Origin of the sequence: Defluviitoga tunisiensis (assembly GCF_000953715.1) — a bacterium.
Lineage (GTDB): Bacteria > Thermotogota > Thermotogae > Petrotogales > Petrotogaceae > Defluviitoga > Defluviitoga tunisiensis.
In genome coordinates, this window is record NZ_LN824141.1 from 1,128,757 (window position 1) to 1,147,597 (window position 18,841).

Consider the following 18,841-nt stretch of genomic DNA (forward strand, 5'->3'; position numbering starts at 1 on the left):
TTAGATCACCTCCTAATTATTGTTGAACGTCCTTTCCCATAAATCTTAAAGCTATAAGTGTAAAAATAAATATTATTACAAAAAGTATAAAACCAATAGCCGCTGCTCTTCCCATTCTAAAATAGGAGAAAGCTTCTTTATATAACAATAAAGCAAGTACTTCTGAAGACCTTCCAGGACCTCCTTCAGTCATTATCATAACTTGTCCTAGTACATCAAAACCTGATATTACTGTTAATACAGTGGTGAAAAGAAATTGTGGTCTAATAAGTGGAAATAGTATTTTAAACATGATTTGACGCTTGTTAGCTCCATCTATAGTTGCAGCTTCTACAATTTCGACGGGTTGGCTTTCTAAGGCTGCTCTAAAAATAGTCATTCTATACCCCATTAACCACCATGAACTAGCTAGAGCAATTGCTGGGATTACCCAAATTGGGTTATTTAAAAACTGAGGGGGGTTTGTTATTCCGATCATTTTTAAAGATTCAGTGATAAGTCCAAAATCAGGATCAAAGAGCCATTTCCAAATAAGACTTATTATAGAGACATTCAAAAGATATGGGAAGAAAAGGGCGCTTTCAACAAAAGCCTTTGCTTTTCCTTTAGAAAAATACAAGTAAAATGCAAATAACAAAGCTAATATTAGGGTCATTGGAATCATGATAAGTGCAAACTCAAAAGTATTTACAAAAGCATTCCAAAATCTTTGACTACTAAATAAATATTTATAATTACCGAAGCCAATAAATTCGGATCCTCGCAGCGGATCCCAGTTATGTAAACTAATAATGAAACCAGAAATGACTGGCCATAATGTAAAAACACCCCATATTATCATAAATGGAAGAGCAAAAAGCATTCCACTCCATTGATCTCTAACAGCTTTTTTCAACTAAACCACCTCACGAAATTCATATTAAATTGAAGAGGTAAGAATTCTTACCTCTTCAATTTGAAAAAGACTAATTTTCAGACAGAATTCTATTACATTCGGCTTCCGCTCTTTTTAGGGCTTCTGAAGGAGTGATAGTTCCATTATACGCTTGTTGAACATATACTTGTATGGCATCTTCTAACTCCGCTGCTTTAACATGATTTGGTGGATAGTGTAGGTAACCCTCTTCAGCCATCTGACTAAATACATTTAGACTTTTTTCCCAAACAGGGGCATTTAATAGTTCTGAAGATGTTCTTGAGTTATTGTAAGCGGGTATATGACCACCAAACATTCCCCACATGTAACTTAAGTCAGTAATTCTTCTTATTAATTCGATAGCTTGTTCATACATTTGTGGGTTGTTTGCAGCTTGTTTTGGAATTACAAGATTATGACTATTACCCCAAGTTGCTGGTTTGTCAAAAATTGTTGGTACTTTTGCAACTCCATAATTGATTTTTGCTTCCTCAGCAGAGTAGTAATACCAATTTCCAGCAAACAATATACCCAACTGACCTGAAGCAAATTGTTTAAAACCATCTGTACCTTTAGTATTCCAACCCCATTTTTGAACGCTGTCTACTAAATATTGAAGAGCTTTTATGCCTTTTTCATTATTGAAAGTAGCTTTTGAGTAATTTTCATCAAATAATTCTCCACCTTGCTGCCAGTATAAAATGTACCAAGCTCTCATTAACTTTCTCGCTACACCATCTTCTGCGAAATGTACAGCATAGTATCCGGCATCTTTTATTTTTTCAGCAGCATATTTAAGTTCTTCTGCATTAGTTGGTGGTTTATCTGGATCAAGTCCTGCTTTTACAAAAATATCCTTGTTATACCACATTGCCCACATATGTGTGTCTAAAGGAATTCCGTAATGTAAATCATCAAAAGTTGAAGAATCCCATACGTCTGTCAAAAAGTCTTCTCTTTTGAATCCGGACTTTTCAAGTAAGTTTCCAGCAGAAGATGCATTCAAAGGTGTTAAAGCATCTCTCATAGAAGGAAACATGTTTGAGTGAACAACTCCAACTTGAGGAGCATTTCCAGCAACAACTTGATTTATCAGTTGGGCATAATAATTTTCCCATGCACCTTGAACCAAAACTACAAAAATGTCATCAGACTCTTGATTGATTCTTTGGACGATCTTTTCCATAGCTTGTGCATCTCCACTATGAAATAGAGTAGTGTAATATAGAGTAGTTTTTTCAGCTGCAAATGAAAAAGACAGCATTAACATTAACAAACTAACCAACAACAACTTTTTGAATCTCATAGTTTCACCTCCAAATAATATAGACTTACCAAAGATCTTACACATAAGTTAAAACCCAAAACTTAGTAACATCCAACGCTATTAGTTATACAAAATATTGTTATGAACATTAATAATTTTCTACTAGATTCATTTTAAATTCTTAACTGATCCTCTTTTTATTAATTCTGCTTTTAAAACAACTTTCATAGGTTTAGCAAATCTGTCTTCTATGCGAGACAACAAAGCAGTAGCAGCTATCTTACCTATTTCTAAAATGGGTTGTTTGATAGTTGTTAAGGGAGGGTCTATTAACTCATTTTCAGGGGTGTCATCAAATCCAATTAAAGAAAGTTTATCAGGAATTTTTACATTAAGTTTTCGAGATGAAGATACTATATTCTTTGTAATATTATTATTTGTAGCTATTATTGCAGAAGGTAAATTATTTTTATCTTTGAGCATTTTTAAAATATCAAATGCCTTTTCATGCGGATATATATCTTCGCAGATCCATTCTTTCCTTGTTTGAATATTAAGTAATTCACAACCCTTTAAAAATCCTTTTAGCCTTTCTTCTATTGTGAATACACCTTTTTTAGAAAGAAAAATAGAGACATTTTCATGACCATTTTCTTTTAGATGCATTAAAGCTTGGATAATTGCATCTTGGTTATCAACGATAACATAATCAAATTGTTCTTGATTGTAAAACATTCTGTCATAGAAAACAATTGGCACACCCATTTTGTAGAAATTATTATAGAGTTTTAAATTACTTTTACCGTTTTTTTCTGTTATTGGAGAAGATAAAATACCGTCTACTCCTTGACTAACCATCCAATTTAAATATGTTTTCTCTTTATCCGCGCTTTCATCAACAGAGCTGAGTAGAATTTTATACTCCCTAGGAAATAATACATCTTCAACACCTTTTAGAAAATCTAAAAAGAAAGGGTTTCTTATATCAAAAGCTATTATTCCAATAATTTTTGATTTCGAATTTTTCAAACTTTGGGCAGATAAATTCTTCATATACCCCATTTCCTCCGCAGTTTCTAGAACTTTTTTCCGCAACTCTTCACTTGCACCCGGTTTTCCCGATAAGGCTCTAGATACGGTTGAAGGAGATATATTTAATACTTTAGCTATATCTTTAATGGTCGGCCTATCCATTAAGTTTCCTCCTTAGCATTTTTTAAGCAATCGTTTGCGTTTCATTATCAACATTATACATTACTAAAAAATAAAAACAAAATTAACTCTAGAGCAGGAAAATGAATTTATTTTAATTTAATTTAACTTAATTGCCAATAACTATGTTTTTTGGATTAAATTGAATTATTTATTTGAAATAAAATAAAAACTTCTTGTAAGATAAATTTTCAGTGAAGAAAATAGTCAAATGAGTATCTAGGAAGAGAATCTCTGCTAAAAGAACACTCATTTTTGAATAAGTAAGAAAAATAGAAGATGAGACAACTTAAAATAAGCATTTTCTCTGTTCTAAATGCCTAACTAAATAATTACTATATTCACATATAATACAGTTTAACCTTTAACGGATCCTGCCAATATTCCTTTAACGAAGTATTTCTGCAAAGACAGGAAAACAATTAGTGGAACTACCATTGAGATAAACGCTGCAGCAGTCAAAAGATGCCAATTTTGACCATAAGAACCAACCATATTAGCCAAAACAACAGTAAGTGGAGCAACGTCTTTTGTTCCCCCTAAATATATTAAAGCAACAAGAAGATCATTCCATACCCATAGAAATTGAAATATCACTAGTGAGGCAATTGCTGGTACAGATAATGGTAATGCCAATTTATAAAAAGATGTCCACAGAGAAGCCCCATCTATACGCGCTGAATCAAAAAGATCATTTGGTAAAGATACGAAAAAATTGTGCAACATAAAAATAGCAAATGGCAAACCATATGCTGTATGTGCGAACCACAATCCCACAAAAGTCCCGGACAACTTTAATTTGTTATACAATCTCAAAATAGGTATAAAAGTTAATTGTAAAGGAACCACTAAAAGTCCAACTATGAGTGAATAGATCAAACTTTTACCTTTAAACTCTATTTTAGCTAATCCAAAAGCTGCAAAAGCTCCTATTATTACTGGTAATAATGTTCCAAATATTGTAATCATAAAACTGTTTTTGAAAGCTGTTCCCAACCCAGCTTTTGTTATCACTTCTTTATAATTATTCAAAGTGAATTGTGTAAACTTTAAGGGACTGTTGAAAACAGTCCACCAACCAGTTTTTGATACTTCCTGAGCGGGCCTAAAGGAGGTTATTAATAATCCAAGTGTCGGCAAAATCCATATTAACATCATAAAAATGATAAAAATATGCAGTAAAATTCTTGCCACCTTTATCTTTTTTTTAGCCTTCATCAGCTTTTTTCTCCCTTCATTCTTCTTAAATTAATTATTATAACTGGTAGTATCAGTAAGAACAAAACTACCGCAATAGCACTTGCTCTTCCATAATTTCTGTACTGAAACATCTCTTTGTACATTCGATTTGCTATAACTTCAGTGCCGTAATTACCATTTGTCATTACATACACAATATCGAAAATCTTCAACACATTTACAATCATAGTGGTTGCAACCACAGCTATTGTGGACTTCATGTAAGGCAATATTATATAAATAAATACTTGCCATTCATTTGCCCCATCTACTCTTCCAGCATCTAACAATTCTTCCGGTATTCCCTTATATGCTGCGGAAAGAATAACCATACAAAAACCTGTCCATATCCATATTCCTACAAATATCAAGGCAAAATTGTTTAGCCATGGTCCTTGAATGAGCCAAGCTTTGGGTTCTCCTCCAAATAGAACTACTATTTGATTTAACAAACCAATTTGATTGACGCCTAAAGGCTTATAATCATAAACAAACTTCCAAATAACTCCTGCACCTACAAAAGAAATTGCCATAGGCATAAAAATAACAGTTTTAGAAAATTTCTCATATTTGACTCTATCTGCTAAAACAGCCAATATTAATCCTATACCAACGGTACCCAAAGTAAAAAAATCACCCATAAAAGATTATTCCTAAATGCGGTCAACATCGTATTTTTTTCAATATTATTTACCTCCTTCGATTTATTTTGCTTGTTACGAATTAACAGTTTTCTTAGAAACCGTAATATTTTTGTTGGAGGTTTTGGTGTTAATAAATTTTTGAAAGTCTAATAATGAAAATACTTTTATTAGGAAAGTTTAATTAAGGAGTGATTAAATAAGGAGAAATTGTTTTTATAATAAATATTTCTAAATTATTTTTAATTTCACCTCAATTTAATCTAGAATGAAAGTTAACTAATAAGAAAAAAACTATAATTAATTTTTAAATAATCTGAGAAAATAAAGGGTAATTAATATATTTGAAAAAACGAAGAATTTAATATTAAAGATACATTATAAATTAAGAAGGCGCCTTAAAATTATTATAGAGACGCACAACGCGTACATCTTCTCTATTATACCTAACAGTAATTATTAGTTGTAGAGACGTGCTACATGCGCGTCTCGTTTTTTTGTTTTAACCACCATTAATTATTAGTTGTAGAGACGTGCAACGCATACATTTGCTCTATTTATACCCACCATTAATTATTAGTTGTAGAGACGTGCTACACGCGCGTCTCATCTGTCTTAAATAATGATCAAATTCAGGAGACGCCCATATAGGGCGTCTCTACATTTGATTTAACCAACGTTTAAATCAATTATTGATTGGTAAATATAAAATTAATGCTATAAATTTGACAACAATTTATTATAACAATTGTTAATTATTAATCGTAGAGACGCGCTACACGCACGTCTCTTGGTTTTCCGTTCCTCATAGGTAGGATAAGAACCAGCGTCGTTGAAGAAAGGACTAGCTGATGCCATGTTTCCATTCCTCATAGGTAGGATAAGAACCGACTAATAAGTTACTCCGAGCTTTTATTTAAAAAAGTTTCCATTCCTCATAGGTAGGATAAGAACAGGAATTGAAACAAATTCGGGCTTTGCAACAACTTCTCGTTTCCATTCCTCATAGGTAGGATAAGAACGAGCAATTAAAGGTAACTTCTTTGAAGTCTAGGTTCGTTTCCATTCCTCATAGGTAGGATAAGAACTGGGAGGAAAGCTATGGAACATACAAGAAAGCTAAGTTTCCATTCCTCATAGGTAGGATAAGAACGCAATCTGGGTTCTTAGATATATTAGTACCCAGGGCATGTTTCCATTCCTCATAGGTAGGATAAGAACGAAAAATTATTGATGAAGAAAGTTTTGAATACGAAAAATTTGTTTCCATTCCTCATAGGTAGGATAAGAACATTTTTACATTGTAAATTTTCCGTTTAATGATCAATTGTTTCCATTCCTCATAGGTAGGATAAGAACGAACAAAAAGAAACAAAAGAAGTAAAAGGAGTAATAACGTAGTTTCCATTCCTCATAGGTAGGATAAGAACTGGAACGAGCAACTTCAAGAAAGTTGGAAAAAATTACCTAAAGTTTCCATTCCTCATAGGTAGGATAAGAACGCGACAAAAGGCAAGAATTAGTAGAAACTGAATTTAAATTGTTTCCATTCCTCATAGGTAGGATAAGAACGGATGCTATTTCAAAATCAGGTGCAGTAGGTTTGATGGTTTCCATTCCTCATAGGTAGGATAAGAACGCGACAAAATGCAAGAATTAGTAGAAACTGAATTTAAATTGTTGCCATTCCTCATAGGTAGGATAAGAACAGATGCTATTTCAAAATCATGTGCATTAGGTTTGATGGTTTCCATTCCTCATAGGTAGGATAAGAACAATTCATTTGTTTAGGCGAAGTTTTTCTAATTGTTTAGTTTCCATTCCTCATAGGTAGGATAAGAACCAGACAAAGATGGTTTCAAAGTTGTAGTAGAATACATGTTTCCATTCCTCATAGGTAGGATAAGAACTTTATAATCATCGGGTTGAAGTTGTGGATCTCAAGTTTGTTTCCATTCCTCATAGGTAGGATAAGAACGGGACAATATAGCATGGCTTGTAGAACTATTGAGAAAGTTTCCATTCCTCATAGGTAGGATAAGAACGAAACCTAGAACTGTCTACATTAGAAACTATAGGAAAATAGTTTCCATTCCTCATAGGTAGGATAAGAACACATAAAACACTTGACAAATATAATATATTATATTAGTTTCCATTCCTCATAGGTAGGATAAGAACGCAAACAAGGTAATCATACAGGCAAGGGTAGTGAAACGTTTCCATTCCTCATAGGTAGGATAAGAACATAATCTTTTGGAATACAATCAAAGTTTGATAGAGGTTTCCATTCCTCATAGGTAGGATAAGAACAAAAGATAGTAGATGATTTAGGAGGAGGTAAACAGAGTTTCCATTCCTCATAGGTAGGATAAGAACAAAGAAAACTGACAAAAGAATTGATAAAAGAAGCGTAGTTTCCATTCCTCATAGGTAGGATAAGAACGGGAAATAGCTCCCCTCTTTTTTGTACGAATATGTTGTTTCCATTCCTCATAGGTAGGATAAGAACTATTATGGATATAGAACATCCTGATATTCTTATAATGTTTCCATTCCTCATAGGTAGGATAAGAACCATTTTCAACTGATACCGAAGAATTATTTATTGGAAAGTTTCCATTCCTCATAGGTAGGATAAGAACATATTTTAGCTTTGTGTATTTGTCTGTTATGCTTTCTGTTTCCATTCCTCATAGGTAGGATAAGAACCTGTCATTTCAGTCACAAACTTTTGCATATCTTCCTTGTTTCCATTCCTCATAGGTAGGATAAGAACTTAGATAAGAATTATATAGTTAGAGCTGGCAATACAAGAGTGTTTCCATTCCTCATAGGTAGGATAAGAACTTATATTGCTATGGGAGGATTTTTGACAGATGGGAGTTTCCATTCCTCATAGGTAGGATAAGAACCAAAGTCATATCCAAATTGATTAGATATATTTGTAGTTTCCATTCCTCATAGGTAGGATAAGAACCCTCATAATCCAACTCTGTTTTTGCACCTTTAACTTGTTTCCATTCCTCATAGGTAGGATAAGAACTTGGTCTCCCTCGCAAATCTATTGCCATTGACCATAAGTTTCCATTCCTCATAGGTAGGATAAGAACAAATATAGTTTAACATTTTTTCACTCCAACCGCTAAAGTTTCCATTCCTCATAGGTAGGATAAGAACCAAAGCATACGCAAACTCGAATTTTGATATCTTTTGTTTCCATTCCTCATAGGTAGGATAAGAACCAATTATAGTCAGAAATTATATATTAGATTAGGAGGTTTCCATTCCTCATAGGTAGGATAAGAACTTGGATTTAGATGAGCCAGAAAGCATATATGAAGAATTGTGTTTCCATTCCTCATAGGTAGGATAAGAACGATTGTTGCAGATAAAAACTCATCAGGATTGCTTACGTTTCCATTCCTCATAGGTAGGATAAGAACGAAAATATAACCCGTCACTTAGAGTTACAACGTGGGTTTCCATTCCTCATAGGTAGGATAAGAACATAGAAGATTTTAAGAAAGTGATTGATAATAGAGTCGAGTTTCCATTCCTCATAGGTAGGATAAGAACGGAGTACCACCTGAAATTATGGGGATTGTCGAAAATTCGTTTCCATTCCTCATAGGTAGGATAAGAACTTATACCAGAAAACATTCGAAAAAAATTTAAAAGAGTTTCCATTCCTCATAGGTAGGATAAGAACTTAAACTGGAAGGGTTAACCCCCTTCCATTATAAAAAAGTTTCCATTCCTCATAGGTAGGATAAGAACGGTATGATATAAGCTATTTTGTGAAGAAAATTACCGTAAAGTTTCCATTCCTCATAGGTAGGATAAGAACCAAGGTGTTTCCGAAGAATTTCGGAAAGATATGGGAGGTTTCCATTCCTCATAGGTAGGATAAGAACTAAACCCTGTGAAAGATTTACACATAAAGATAAAGGGGTTTCCATTCCTCATAGGTAGGATAAGAACTGGTATTTTATAAATCAAATGCGATACGCATATTATTATTATGTTTCCATTCCTCATAGGTAGGATAAGAACTGAGGAAGGAAGCATATATTGGGGAAAGATGAGCCAGTTTCCATTCCTCATAGGTAGGATAAGAACAAAACATATAAAATATGATATAATCTGTAATAGAAAAGTTTCCATTCCTCATAGGTAGGATAAGAACCCACGTATCCATGTATAGACGATTAAATGAAACAAGTTTCCATTCCTCATAGGTAGGATAAGAACCCATAGGACTACTATTAATACTATAGCATAAAAATAAGGTGATGTCAAGCTTTTCTATTAAATTCAGGTAAAAATGAACTCAAAATTATAGTTAATCATTCTTGTGACGAAAAGAACAAGTCTGTCGACCCCCCGGGTTTTTTAGCTTATTGGAGGTCGACAGACATAGAAATAGGAAGAAGTAAGAAAAAGTATAAAAGTTGTCTATATAACTGTGAATAACGATAATTAAAATGTTTCAAATATTTTAGTATTCAAAATACAATTTAATTGTTTAAAATAGTAATTTGAAACGTTGAAATAAAATCAGAGATGTTCGTTTAGGCTCATTTCTTTGTTTGAATAATCTTTCAAGTTCTACCACACTTTTAAATTTTGAATGAATGTCTTAATTTCTTCAAACATTTTATTTTTATTTTCCTTGTTTTTATCAATTATTTTTATTAAGGCACTTCCTACAATTATTCCATCGACGTAATTAATTATTAGCTTAACTTTTTCAGGGGTATCTATTCCAAAACCTATAGCCAAGGGTATATTGACATATTTTCTGATTTTTTGAACATACTCATTTATGTACTCAACAGGTCCTCTACTGTCTCCAGTTACGCCCATTAGAGAAACACAATATAAAAATCCTGTTGCATAATTTGAAATTTCTTTTAATCTTTCTTCAGAAGTATTTGGCGCAACTAATAATATTCCATCAATCCCGTTTTCTTTTAACTTTTCATAGAATTCAATTTCTTCATCAAAAGGCAAATCTGGTATTATTACCCCTGAAATTCCAGTACGCTTACAATCTTCAATAAATTTGTCCTCTCCATAATTAAAGATTGAATTATAATATCCCATTAAAACAAGAGGTGTATGGATTCTACCTTTTATACTTTCTAATGTATTAAAAATTTTTCTTAGGTTGACACCATTTTTTAATGCCCTTTGACTAGCTTCTTGGATTACAGGACCATCTGCCAAGGGATCAGAGAAAGGTATTCCAATTTCTATAATGTCAACTCCATCATTATTAAGTTCAAATATTATATCCTTTGTGGTTTCTAGATCTGGATCTCCAGCTGTTATATAGGTTATCAAAGCCTTGTTATTATTAAAAATTTGCTGAATTTTACTCATATGATTCCTCCTAATGTTGTTGGGAACTATAAAGACGGATGGGTTGCTTGTCTTTCTATCCCAAATACGCCCCAAATAATGAGAGTTATAGGGGCGTATGAATTTTCTTTAAAATTATTTCATTTGTTTCTATTTAAATTTCTATAAGCATCGACATCTTTATCTCCTCTTCCAGAAAGGTTTACAATAATAATTTTATTTTTATCTAATTGAGGAGCTAATTTCATGGTATATGCAAGCGCATGGGAGCTTTCAAAAGCTGGTATTATACCTTCAAGCTTTGTTAGTAGTTCAAAAGCTTCTATTGCTTCTTCATCAGTAACCGATGTATATGTAGCTCTTTTTATGTCGCGCAAGTAACTATGTTCTGGTCCTACTCCCGGATAGTCTAGTCCAGCTGAAATTGAATAGGCAAGTTTAATTTGTCCATTTTCATCTTGAAGTACATAGGACTTACTTCCGTGTAGAACTCCTATTTTTCCAGCAGTTAAAGCCGCTGCATGTAACCCTGTTTCTAACCCTTTGCCAGCAGCTTCAACACCTATTAATTTTACTTCTTGATCTTCAACAAAGGGATAAAATATTCCAATGGCGTTACTTCCTCCACCAACACACGCTATTATATAGTCAGGTAATCGTCCTTCTTTTTCTATTATCTGTTTTTTAGCTTCATCTCCAATTATTCTTTGAAAGTCTCTTACAATTTTTGGATATGGATGAGGTCCAACAACAGACCCTATGACATAATGTGTATCCTCAACATTTGTTACCCAATCTCTAATTGCTTCATTTACTGCTTCGTTTAATGTTTGACTTCCATTGTAAACAGGAACAACTTTTGCGCCTAACATCTCCATTTTATACACGTTTAAAGATTGTCTTTTGATGTCTTCAGCACCCATGTAAATCACACATTCTAAACCAAATTTTGTTGCAGCTGTTGCTGTAGCTACACCATGTTGTCCAGCTCCGGTCTCAGCAATTATGCGTTTTTTCCCCATCCTTTTTGCTAATAACACTTGTCCTAATGCATTATTGATTTTGTGAGCTCCAGTATGATTTAAATCTTCTCTTTTTAAGTATATTTTTGCACCATTTAAATATTCGGTGAATCTATCGGCATAATATAGTGGGGTTGGTCTTCCACTGTAGTCAGCTAGTAACCCGTTATATTCTTTTAGGAAATCAGGGTCCTTTGAGTATTCTTCATAAGCTGCTTCTAGTTCCTTTAAAGCTGGGATTAATGTTTCTGGGACATACTGTCCACCATATTGTCCATAGTAACCTTTTTTCATCTTTGTTTCCTCCTTGTTTTTTTGTTTTAATTTTATAAAAAATCATAAAAGTGATTTTATAGATGTTTTAGGTATGATACCAACTATCCAGTTGTGGGAAGGGCTCCGCCTTGTGACCCGTTTAAATTCAAAACATTTTTTATATTATTTGATACCAACTACCTAGTTGTGGGAAGTGCTCCGCCCTATGACCCGTTTAAATTCAAAACATTTTTTATATTATTTGATACCAACTACCTAGTTGGGAGAAGGGCTCCGCCCTGTGACCCGTTTAAATTCAAAACATTTTTTATATTATTTGATACTACTATCCAGTTGGGTGAAGGGCTCCGCCCTGTGACCCGTTTAAATTCAAAACATTTTTTATATTATTTGATACCAACTACCTAGTTGTGAGAAGGGCTCCGCCCTGTGACCCGTTTAAATTCAAAACATTTTTTGTATTATTTGATACCAACTACCTAGTTGGGAGAAGGGCTTCGCCCTGAAACCCTTGTTATCAAATTATTTTTCTGTATTTTTGATTATTTCTAAAGTCTGTTTGATTAAATTTATATCTTTTTTGCCAGGACTCTTTTCAACCTTGCTATTTAAATCTATTGCAGCTGGTTTTAAAGTAGCTATCGCTTGAGAAACATTTTCTGGACCTATACCTCCAGCCAAAATATAAGGTTTTGTTATATTTGCTTTTTTTAAGATGTTCCATTCAAATGCTTTTCCTGTTCCACCAATCTTGTTTTCGATCTTTGTATCAAAAAGGATATAATCAACGAAATTTTGGTATAACGCTATATCGGATAATGATTTTTCATTCTCAATTTTTATTGCTTTTATTGTTTTTAGATTGCATTTTTTAATTAAGGAGATGTCTTCTGAACCATGAAACTGAATATAATCAAATAATTTGCTGTTTTGGATTTCTTCTAACTCGTTAAGAGTAATATCTACAACAACTGCAACTCTACTGACAAATGGGGGCAATAGTTTGCTGATTTTTGCAACCTCTGATAATTCAACTTTTCTAGGACTTTCAGAAAGGATGAAACCTAAAGCATGTATATTTAAATTAGCAATGTTAACTGCATCAGTAATATTTGTTATCCCACAAACCTTAATCCTAACCATTTCTTACATGCTCCTTTTTAGGGAACAATTCTTTTATCTTTTCTTGGGGTTTATTTGATTTCATTAAGGCCTCTCCAATTAATACGCCGTTTACCCCCAAACTTTCAAGGTAATCAACATCGTTTTTATCCTTTACCCCGCTTTCAGAAACAATATAAAAATTATTTCTTATGTTCATTTTTTCTAATTCATTTATGATCTTTTCAGTATTTGTGATATCTACGGTGAAATTGTCTAAATTTCTATTGTTTATACCCAAAATTTCAGTTTTTGTGTCAATTATTTTTTCTAGATCATCGTGATCATGTACTTCAACAAGAGCTTCTAATCCTAATTGATTTGAGATATCTAAAAAGCTAATAATCTGTTGTTTTGTTAAGATTGCTGCTATTAACAGTACTATATCAGCGCCTAGAAATAGACTTTCGTATATTTGCAAGGGGTGTATTATAAACTCTTTTCTTAGAATAGGCAGAGATGTTTTGCCTCTCAACTGTCTTAAAATTTCTGTGCTTCCATTAAAGTATTTTTCATCAGTTAGTATTGAGATAGCGTCTGCACCACCTTGAGAGTATGCCTGTAGTTGTTTTTCCGGGTCAAAGTTTTTAGAAATAAGGCCTTTACTTGGTGATGCTTTCTTTATTTCAGCGATTAGTGTCAGTTCGCTTTTTTTTAAAGCAGATTTTAGAGACCTCTTTTTTTGAGTTAATTTTGAAAGTTCTTCATTTTTTGTTTTAATTATTTCTTGTAGAAACATAGTTGCCTCCTTGTTTGTTTCTATTTTGCCTACTTTATAAATTCAAAAACAGTAATTAACAATTACAACTTTTGGTACTTGTAAGATTCGAAAATCTCTAGCCACACAGGTTTCATATTCCAATATTAATTTCATATAAAATCTTGTTAAAAAGATAAATATCAATTTTGCACAGTTAGAAAATTTGTAAATTCTATCATATCTTGCAATTTTCGGAGTGCTTTTTTGCTATCTATTATTTCTTGAGCGTATCTAACTCCGTCTTCAAAGTTTTCAACAACATGAGTAACTAAAAGTGCTGCTGCAGAGTTAAACAAAACGACATCTCTTTTAGGCCCTTTTGCACCATTAAAGATGCTAAGAATAATTTCTTTATTTTCCTGAGCTGTTCCCCCTTTAATCTCTTCTAAATCATATCTTTTTAAGCCAACATCTTCTGGCGCTATTTCTAGTTCTTCAATTTTTTCATCGCTTAGAAAGGCTACTTTATTTTTTCCTGCCAATGAGAATTCATCGACTCCTCCTGCACCGTGAACTACCATAGCTCTTTTAACCCCTAAATTTCTTAAAACTTCTGCAATAGGGTACACAAGGGTTGGGTCATATATTCCCATTAATTGATATTTAACCTTTGCTGGATTAGTTAAAGGACCTAAAAGATTGAATATTGTTCTAATGCCAAGTTCTTTTCTTGGAACAGCCGCATACTGTGTTGCTTTATGAAAATCTGGTGCAAACAAGAAGGCGATGTTAATTTCTTTTAGACATTCTTCAACCAAATTAACTGAAAGTGATATGTTTACCCCTAAAGATTCTAAAACATCTGCACTACCGCTTTTGCTCGAGACTGATCTATTGCCGTGTTTTGCCACTGATACCCCTGCTGCAGCTAAAACAAATGCCACAGCTGTTGATATATTAAAAGTTCCTTTCCCGTCTCCTCCTGTTCCACATGTGTCTAATAGATTATCGCTTTGATAATTAAAAGGAAGGGCTTTTTCTCTCATTACTTTTGCACTTGCGGTTATTTCATCTACTGTTTCACCTTTCATATTTAGTCCTACTAGAAATCCAGCTAGTTGGCTATGCGTTGTTTTTCCTTCCATAACCATGTTCATTGCTTTTTCCATTTCTTCCATACTTAAGTCTTGTTTCTTAACTACTTTTGTAAGAAAATAATTAAACATAGTTAACGCTCCTTCCAATATTTATGAAATTCTCTAACAGCTGAAATCCAATCGATGTTAATATAGATTCTGGGTGAAATTGAACCCCATATATACTGTAAAATTGGTGTCTAATTGCCATTATTTCATTTTGATCAGACAGTGCTAGAATTTTTAATTCTGCTGGAAATGAATCTTGTGAGACTACTAAGGAATCATATCTAACTGCATTGAAGGGATTATTAATTCCATCAAATATTACATCTTCGGTTGTAACAAATATCTTAGAGATCCTGCCGTGATGAATCTCACTTGTTCTAATGAGCTCTCCTCCAAAGATTTTGGCAATACATTGATGACCTGAACCTATACCAAGTATCGGTGTTTTTTTTGCAAAATGTTTAATAATATCTATTGATATATCTTTAGCGTTTGGTAAACCAGATCCTGGAGAGATTATTATATGAGATGGGTTCATAGATTCGATTTGATTTATACTTACTTTGTCGTTTTTACAAATTACCACATCATCCAACTCAGAAATAGTTTGATATATGTTGTAAGTAAAAGAATCATAGTTATCGATTAATAAGATCATAAATGCCACCCCCTGATTATTTTGTTAATTGCTGAACTTCTTTTCTTTGATGTTCAGCAATTTCTATTGCTTTAAACATCGCTTTTGCCTTATTTAATGTTTCTTCGTACTCATTTTCTGGTATTGAATATGAAACTATACCCGCGCCTGCTTGAATAAATGCTTCACTGTTTTTATATACAATTGTTCTTATGGCAATTGCAGCATCCAAATCCCCGTTAGGAGCAACATACCCAATTGATCCAGCATAAACCTCTCTAGGTTTGCTTTCTAAGTAGTTAATTATTTCCATAGCTTGGATTTTTGGTGCACCAGAAACAGTTCCTGCAGGAAAAACGGATTTTAAAATTCCTAAAGGTCCAACATCTCCCCTTTTTATTCCTTCAACTTGCGAGTAGATATGCATAACGTGAGAGTATTTTTCAATTCCAAAAAGTTTTGTAACCTTTACAGACCCCCTTTTGCAAACTTTTCCTAGATCATTTCTTGCGAGATCTACCAACATAACATGTTCAGCTTTTTCTTTTTCATCATTTAATAACTCTTGTTCTAAATATGTGTCCTCTTCTGCTTTTTGCCCGCGGGTTCTTGTACCTGCCAGAGGCCTTGAGATGATTTTGTCTCCTTCTACTTTTACAAGCATTTCTGGAGAACAACCTAATATTTTAGCCTCTGGAAAATTAAGGTAGAACATGTAAGGAGAAGGGTTTATTGTTCTTAAAATTTCATATATCTCAAAGGGATGAGATTCAACATGAGTTGAGAACTTTTGAGATAACACTATCTGAAAAGCCCCAGAAGAGTTTATTTGTTCAATAGCTTTTTTAACTTGTTCTAAAAAATCATCTTTCTTAGTGTGATAAGTAATATTTAAAGGAGTATACTGTCTTTTAAGATTTGACTGATTATTACTGGTATTATCTTTAGAATCCCGAATTTTTAAAATTTCAATAATATGTTCTTTTAATTCATCTATTTCAGATTGTGCAATACTAACTGACTCTTCTATCTCATCTGCTGTTTCTTCATTATCGAAATATAGACAGTTAAAAATATGCAGCATCTTATCTTCATGGTCTATGATTAAAGAAACTTTAGGAAGGCATAAAATGGATAAAGGTAGTTCAGCGTTTTGTGAAAACGAATTTGTATTTTTAGACAATAATTCTTCCCATAAGTAGCTCATTTCATAAACAAAATATCCAAAAAAACTGCAGAAAAAAGGCGGAATTCCTTCTATATGTTGAAAGTTTATTTTGCCGAGCTCTTTTTCTAGAAAAGTTAAATAATCTTGTTCTAGAATCTTTTCTGCTTTCTTTTCTCTTTCCTTTAGTGTTATAACCAGGTTGTCTTCAGATGTTTTTATGTACTGTATAATCTTTTCAGGAATTATTCCGATCATTGAAAATGTTTTGCCGTTATATTTCAGGTTTTCAAAAAGAAAAGAATAATCGTTATTAAAGGCAGTCTTTTTGTATATAACGGGACTGTTGATATTTTCAAAAGGTAGAGAGCAGGATAATACTTTCACTTCAATTGTTTTCATGTTGTTCATAGCCTCCTTGGGCATTAATTTAAAAAATCTAATAAAAAAGAGGTCTTTTATCCCTTTTTTAATGGGAAAAAGACCTCCACAATTAAAAAAGGGCATCCTTTATCGGGATGCCCTATTATTAATTAAAACACGCTAAGAGCGGCACCCCGTCAGAGATGCCACCACCAAGTTCTTATATTTGATATTAAATTATTTGTAATAACTGGTTCTTCTTTGCACAATCTTGTTTTTGCCATATTAAGACCTCGTAAATAAAATAATAATTACAAGTTAGAAATATTATATCAAATTATTTTTCTGTTGTCAAATTTTTTGGAAAGATTTAATTAGAAGTCTTCAAAAATTCAATTAGATTGATTTATGAGACATATAGTTTTGAATATAATAATAAAATATATTTAAGTTGATTATCAGATTGAACTATGATAGCATAATATTATGTGATAGACAATAGTTTTGCAGAAAGGAGTGAATGAACTTTGGCTAAAAAGTTTTGGGAAGAGTTCAAAAATTTTGCAATTAAAGGTAACGTTATAGACCTAGCAGTAGGTGTTATCATAGGTGGAGCTTTTGGAAAAATCGTAACTTCGTTGGTAAACGATTTATTAATGCCTCTTATTGGAATACTTATAGGAGGAGTTGATTTTTCTGATCTTCAATTTAAGATAGGGGAAGCAACCATAAGATATGGTGCTTTTATACAAACAGTTGTGGATTTTTTGATAATATCTTTTTCGATCTTTCTATTTGTTAGATTTTTAAACAAACTAAAATTAGAACACGAAAAGCAAGCAGAAGTCGAAGAAGCAAAGACCCCACCCCCACCCCCACCTCCTTCTAAAGAAGAAATATTACTAACAGACATTAAGAATATTTTAGAAGAAATAAAGGATAAAAAGTCATGAAAAAGACAGTTATTGGGATCAGTTCAAGTTATAAGTATCAAAAGTCTACAAATGAACAAAGTGGTAATCCTTTGCAAGAAGTCCATTCACTAGCAGATGAATATGTTACAGCAGTAATTAGAGCTGGAGGTATACCTGTAATTGTACCTATTCTTGATGATTTAGATATAATAAGAGAGATTTTAGAAAATGTTGATGGGCTTATTTTAAGTGGCGGTGAGGATATAGACCCTAAATATTACAAAAAGAGGGCAGTTTCAGAGGTTAGTTTAATTATCCCTAAGCGCGATAAACAAGATCTATTTTGTGCAAAGTACATGGTAGAGAACACTGACAAACCACTATTAGGAATTTGTCGAGGTGCACAGGTAATGAATGTCGCCTTAGGAGGTACTCTTTACCAACATCTTCCTGCAAGCGGATTTGAACAACATTCATTGATTAATTATCCTGCTTGTGAAGTATCTCATTACATTCAGATTGAAGAAGACAGTTTATTATATCGCATCACAAAATCAAATATTATAGGTGTAAATTCATATCATCACCAAGCAGTTGAAACTGTAGCCCCTTCTTTGAGAGTTGTTGCCACTTCAGTTGAAGATAATCTGTGTGAGGCTATAGAACTTAAAGATTCAAGTCCAAACAGATTTGTCTTAGGGGTACAATGGCATCCGGAGAAAATGGCTTGTCAAGCAAAAGTACAACAAGAAATAATCAATGCATTTGTGAATAGCTGTAAGCAATAGGTGGAAAAATTTTTAGCTTCAGGAATTC

13 protein-coding genes, 1 pseudogene and 1 CRISPR repeat array are annotated in these 18,841 nt (G+C 32.9%); of the genes and pseudogenes, 2 read left to right on the top strand and 12 right to left on the bottom strand.

Annotated elements, in window-relative coordinates; translation table 11 throughout:
* Positions 1–16 precede the first annotated feature (16 nt).
* The 12 genes and pseudogenes from DTL3_RS05235 to DTL3_RS05290 form a co-directional block, all read right to left on the bottom strand.
* Positions 17–895 carry a carbohydrate ABC transporter permease gene (locus DTL3_RS05235; protein WP_052670393.1) on the bottom strand — a complete coding sequence of 293 codons (879 nt, stop codon included), beginning with the start codon at positions 893–895 and terminating at the stop codon, positions 17–19.
* 70 nt (positions 896–965) lie between these two features.
* Positions 966–2,222, bottom strand: coding sequence for an ABC transporter substrate-binding protein (locus DTL3_RS05240; protein ID WP_045087829.1), 1,257 nt, complete (start codon positions 2,220–2,222; stop codon positions 966–968).
* 129 nt (positions 2,223–2,351) lie between these two features.
* Positions 2,352–3,377: a LacI family DNA-binding transcriptional regulator gene (locus tag DTL3_RS05245; RefSeq protein ID WP_045087830.1), complete on the bottom strand. Its 1,026-nt coding sequence runs from the start codon at positions 3,375–3,377 to the stop codon at positions 2,352–2,354.
* Positions 3,378–3,752: 375 nt separating this feature from the next.
* The gene (locus DTL3_RS05250; protein WP_045087831.1) at positions 3,753–4,613 is read right to left on the bottom strand and encodes a carbohydrate ABC transporter permease; all 861 of its coding nucleotides are present in this window, start codon (positions 4,611–4,613) and stop codon (positions 3,753–3,755) included.
* Positions 4,613–5,307, bottom strand: a pseudogene (locus tag DTL3_RS05255) (carbohydrate ABC transporter permease); the annotation flags it as partial. The gene DTL3_RS05250 and the pseudogene DTL3_RS05255, both read right to left, overlap by 1 nt.
* A 762-nt stretch (positions 5,308–6,069) precedes the next feature.
* Positions 6,070–9,529: direct repeats of the CRISPR family, unit length 30 nt; unit sequence GTTTCCATTCCTCATAGGTAGGATAAGAAC.
* A 357-nt stretch (positions 9,530–9,886) separates the two neighbouring features.
* Positions 9,887–10,663: a tryptophan synthase subunit alpha gene (gene trpA, locus DTL3_RS05260; protein ID WP_045087832.1), complete on the bottom strand. Its 777-nt coding sequence runs from the start codon at positions 10,661–10,663 to the stop codon at positions 9,887–9,889.
* A gap of 119 nt (positions 10,664–10,782) precedes the next feature.
* Positions 10,783–11,958 carry a tryptophan synthase subunit beta gene (trpB, locus tag DTL3_RS05265; RefSeq protein ID WP_045087833.1) on the bottom strand — a complete coding sequence of 392 codons (1,176 nt, stop codon included), beginning with the start codon at positions 11,956–11,958 and terminating at the stop codon, positions 10,783–10,785.
* Between the two features lie 504 nt (positions 11,959–12,462).
* Positions 12,463–13,083: a phosphoribosylanthranilate isomerase gene (locus DTL3_RS05270; RefSeq protein ID WP_045087834.1), complete on the bottom strand. Its 621-nt coding sequence runs from the start codon at positions 13,081–13,083 to the stop codon at positions 12,463–12,465.
* On the bottom strand, positions 13,076–13,840 hold the full coding sequence (gene trpC / locus DTL3_RS05275; RefSeq protein WP_045087835.1) for an indole-3-glycerol phosphate synthase TrpC: 765 nt from the start codon (positions 13,838–13,840) through the stop codon (positions 13,076–13,078). The genes DTL3_RS05270 and trpC overlap by 8 nt, the downstream gene beginning before the upstream one ends.
* A gap of 161 nt (positions 13,841–14,001) precedes the next feature.
* Positions 14,002–15,027, bottom strand: coding sequence for an anthranilate phosphoribosyltransferase (gene trpD / locus DTL3_RS05280; protein ID WP_045087836.1), 1,026 nt, complete (start codon positions 15,025–15,027; stop codon positions 14,002–14,004).
* The gene (locus DTL3_RS05285) at positions 15,020–15,604 is read right to left on the bottom strand and encodes an anthranilate synthase component II (protein WP_045087837.1); all 585 of its coding nucleotides are present in this window, start codon (positions 15,602–15,604) and stop codon (positions 15,020–15,022) included. The genes trpD and DTL3_RS05285 overlap by 8 nt, the downstream gene beginning before the upstream one ends.
* A gap of 16 nt (positions 15,605–15,620) precedes the next feature.
* Positions 15,621–17,150 carry an anthranilate synthase component I family protein gene (locus tag DTL3_RS05290; protein WP_045087838.1) on the bottom strand — a complete coding sequence of 510 codons (1,530 nt, stop codon included), beginning with the start codon at positions 17,148–17,150 and terminating at the stop codon, positions 15,621–15,623.
* A 488-nt stretch (positions 17,151–17,638) separates the two neighbouring features.
* Here DTL3_RS05290 and mscL point away from each other — a divergent pair, with 488 nt between their 5' ends.
* Positions 17,639–18,064, top strand: coding sequence for a large conductance mechanosensitive channel protein MscL (mscL, locus tag DTL3_RS05295; RefSeq protein ID WP_045087839.1), 426 nt, complete (start codon positions 17,639–17,641; stop codon positions 18,062–18,064).
* Positions 18,061–18,813, top strand: a complete 753-nt coding sequence (locus DTL3_RS05300) for a gamma-glutamyl-gamma-aminobutyrate hydrolase family protein (protein WP_045087840.1) — start codon at positions 18,061–18,063, stop codon at positions 18,811–18,813. The genes mscL and DTL3_RS05300 overlap by 4 nt, the downstream gene beginning before the upstream one ends.
* The last annotated feature ends 28 nt before the right edge of the window (positions 18,814–18,841 follow it).

Bases quoted from the DNA above. Each gene is read 5' to 3' on its own strand.
- trpD (WP_045087836.1), bottom strand. From the start codon at position 15,027: ATGTTTAATTATTTTCTTACAAAAGTAGTTAAGAAACAAGACTTAAGT.
- DTL3_RS05300 (WP_045087840.1), top strand. From the start codon at position 18,061: ATGAAAAAGACAGTTATTGGGATCAGTTCAAGTTATAAGTATCAAAAG.
- DTL3_RS05240 (WP_045087829.1), bottom strand. From the start codon at position 2,222: ATGAGATTCAAAAAGTTGTTGTTGGTTAGTTTGTTAATGTTAATGCTG.
- DTL3_RS05290 (WP_045087838.1), bottom strand. From the start codon at position 17,150: ATGAAAACAATTGAAGTGAAAGTATTATCCTGCTCTCTACCTTTTGAA.
- trpB (WP_045087833.1), bottom strand. From the start codon at position 11,958: ATGAAAAAAGGTTACTATGGACAATATGGTGGACAGTATGTCCCAGAA.
- DTL3_RS05245 (WP_045087830.1), bottom strand. From the start codon at position 3,377: ATGGATAGGCCGACCATTAAAGATATAGCTAAAGTATTAAATATATCT.
- DTL3_RS05270 (WP_045087834.1), bottom strand. From the start codon at position 13,083: ATGGTTAGGATTAAGGTTTGTGGGATAACAAATATTACTGATGCAGTT.
- trpA (WP_045087832.1), bottom strand. From the start codon at position 10,663: ATGAGTAAAATTCAGCAAATTTTTAATAATAACAAGGCTTTGATAACC.
- DTL3_RS05250 (WP_045087831.1), bottom strand. From the start codon at position 4,613: ATGAAGGCTAAAAAAAAGATAAAGGTGGCAAGAATTTTACTGCATATT.
- trpC (WP_045087835.1), bottom strand. From the start codon at position 13,840: ATGTTTCTACAAGAAATAATTAAAACAAAAAATGAAGAACTTTCAAAA.
- DTL3_RS05285 (WP_045087837.1), bottom strand. From the start codon at position 15,604: ATGATCTTATTAATCGATAACTATGATTCTTTTACTTACAACATATAT.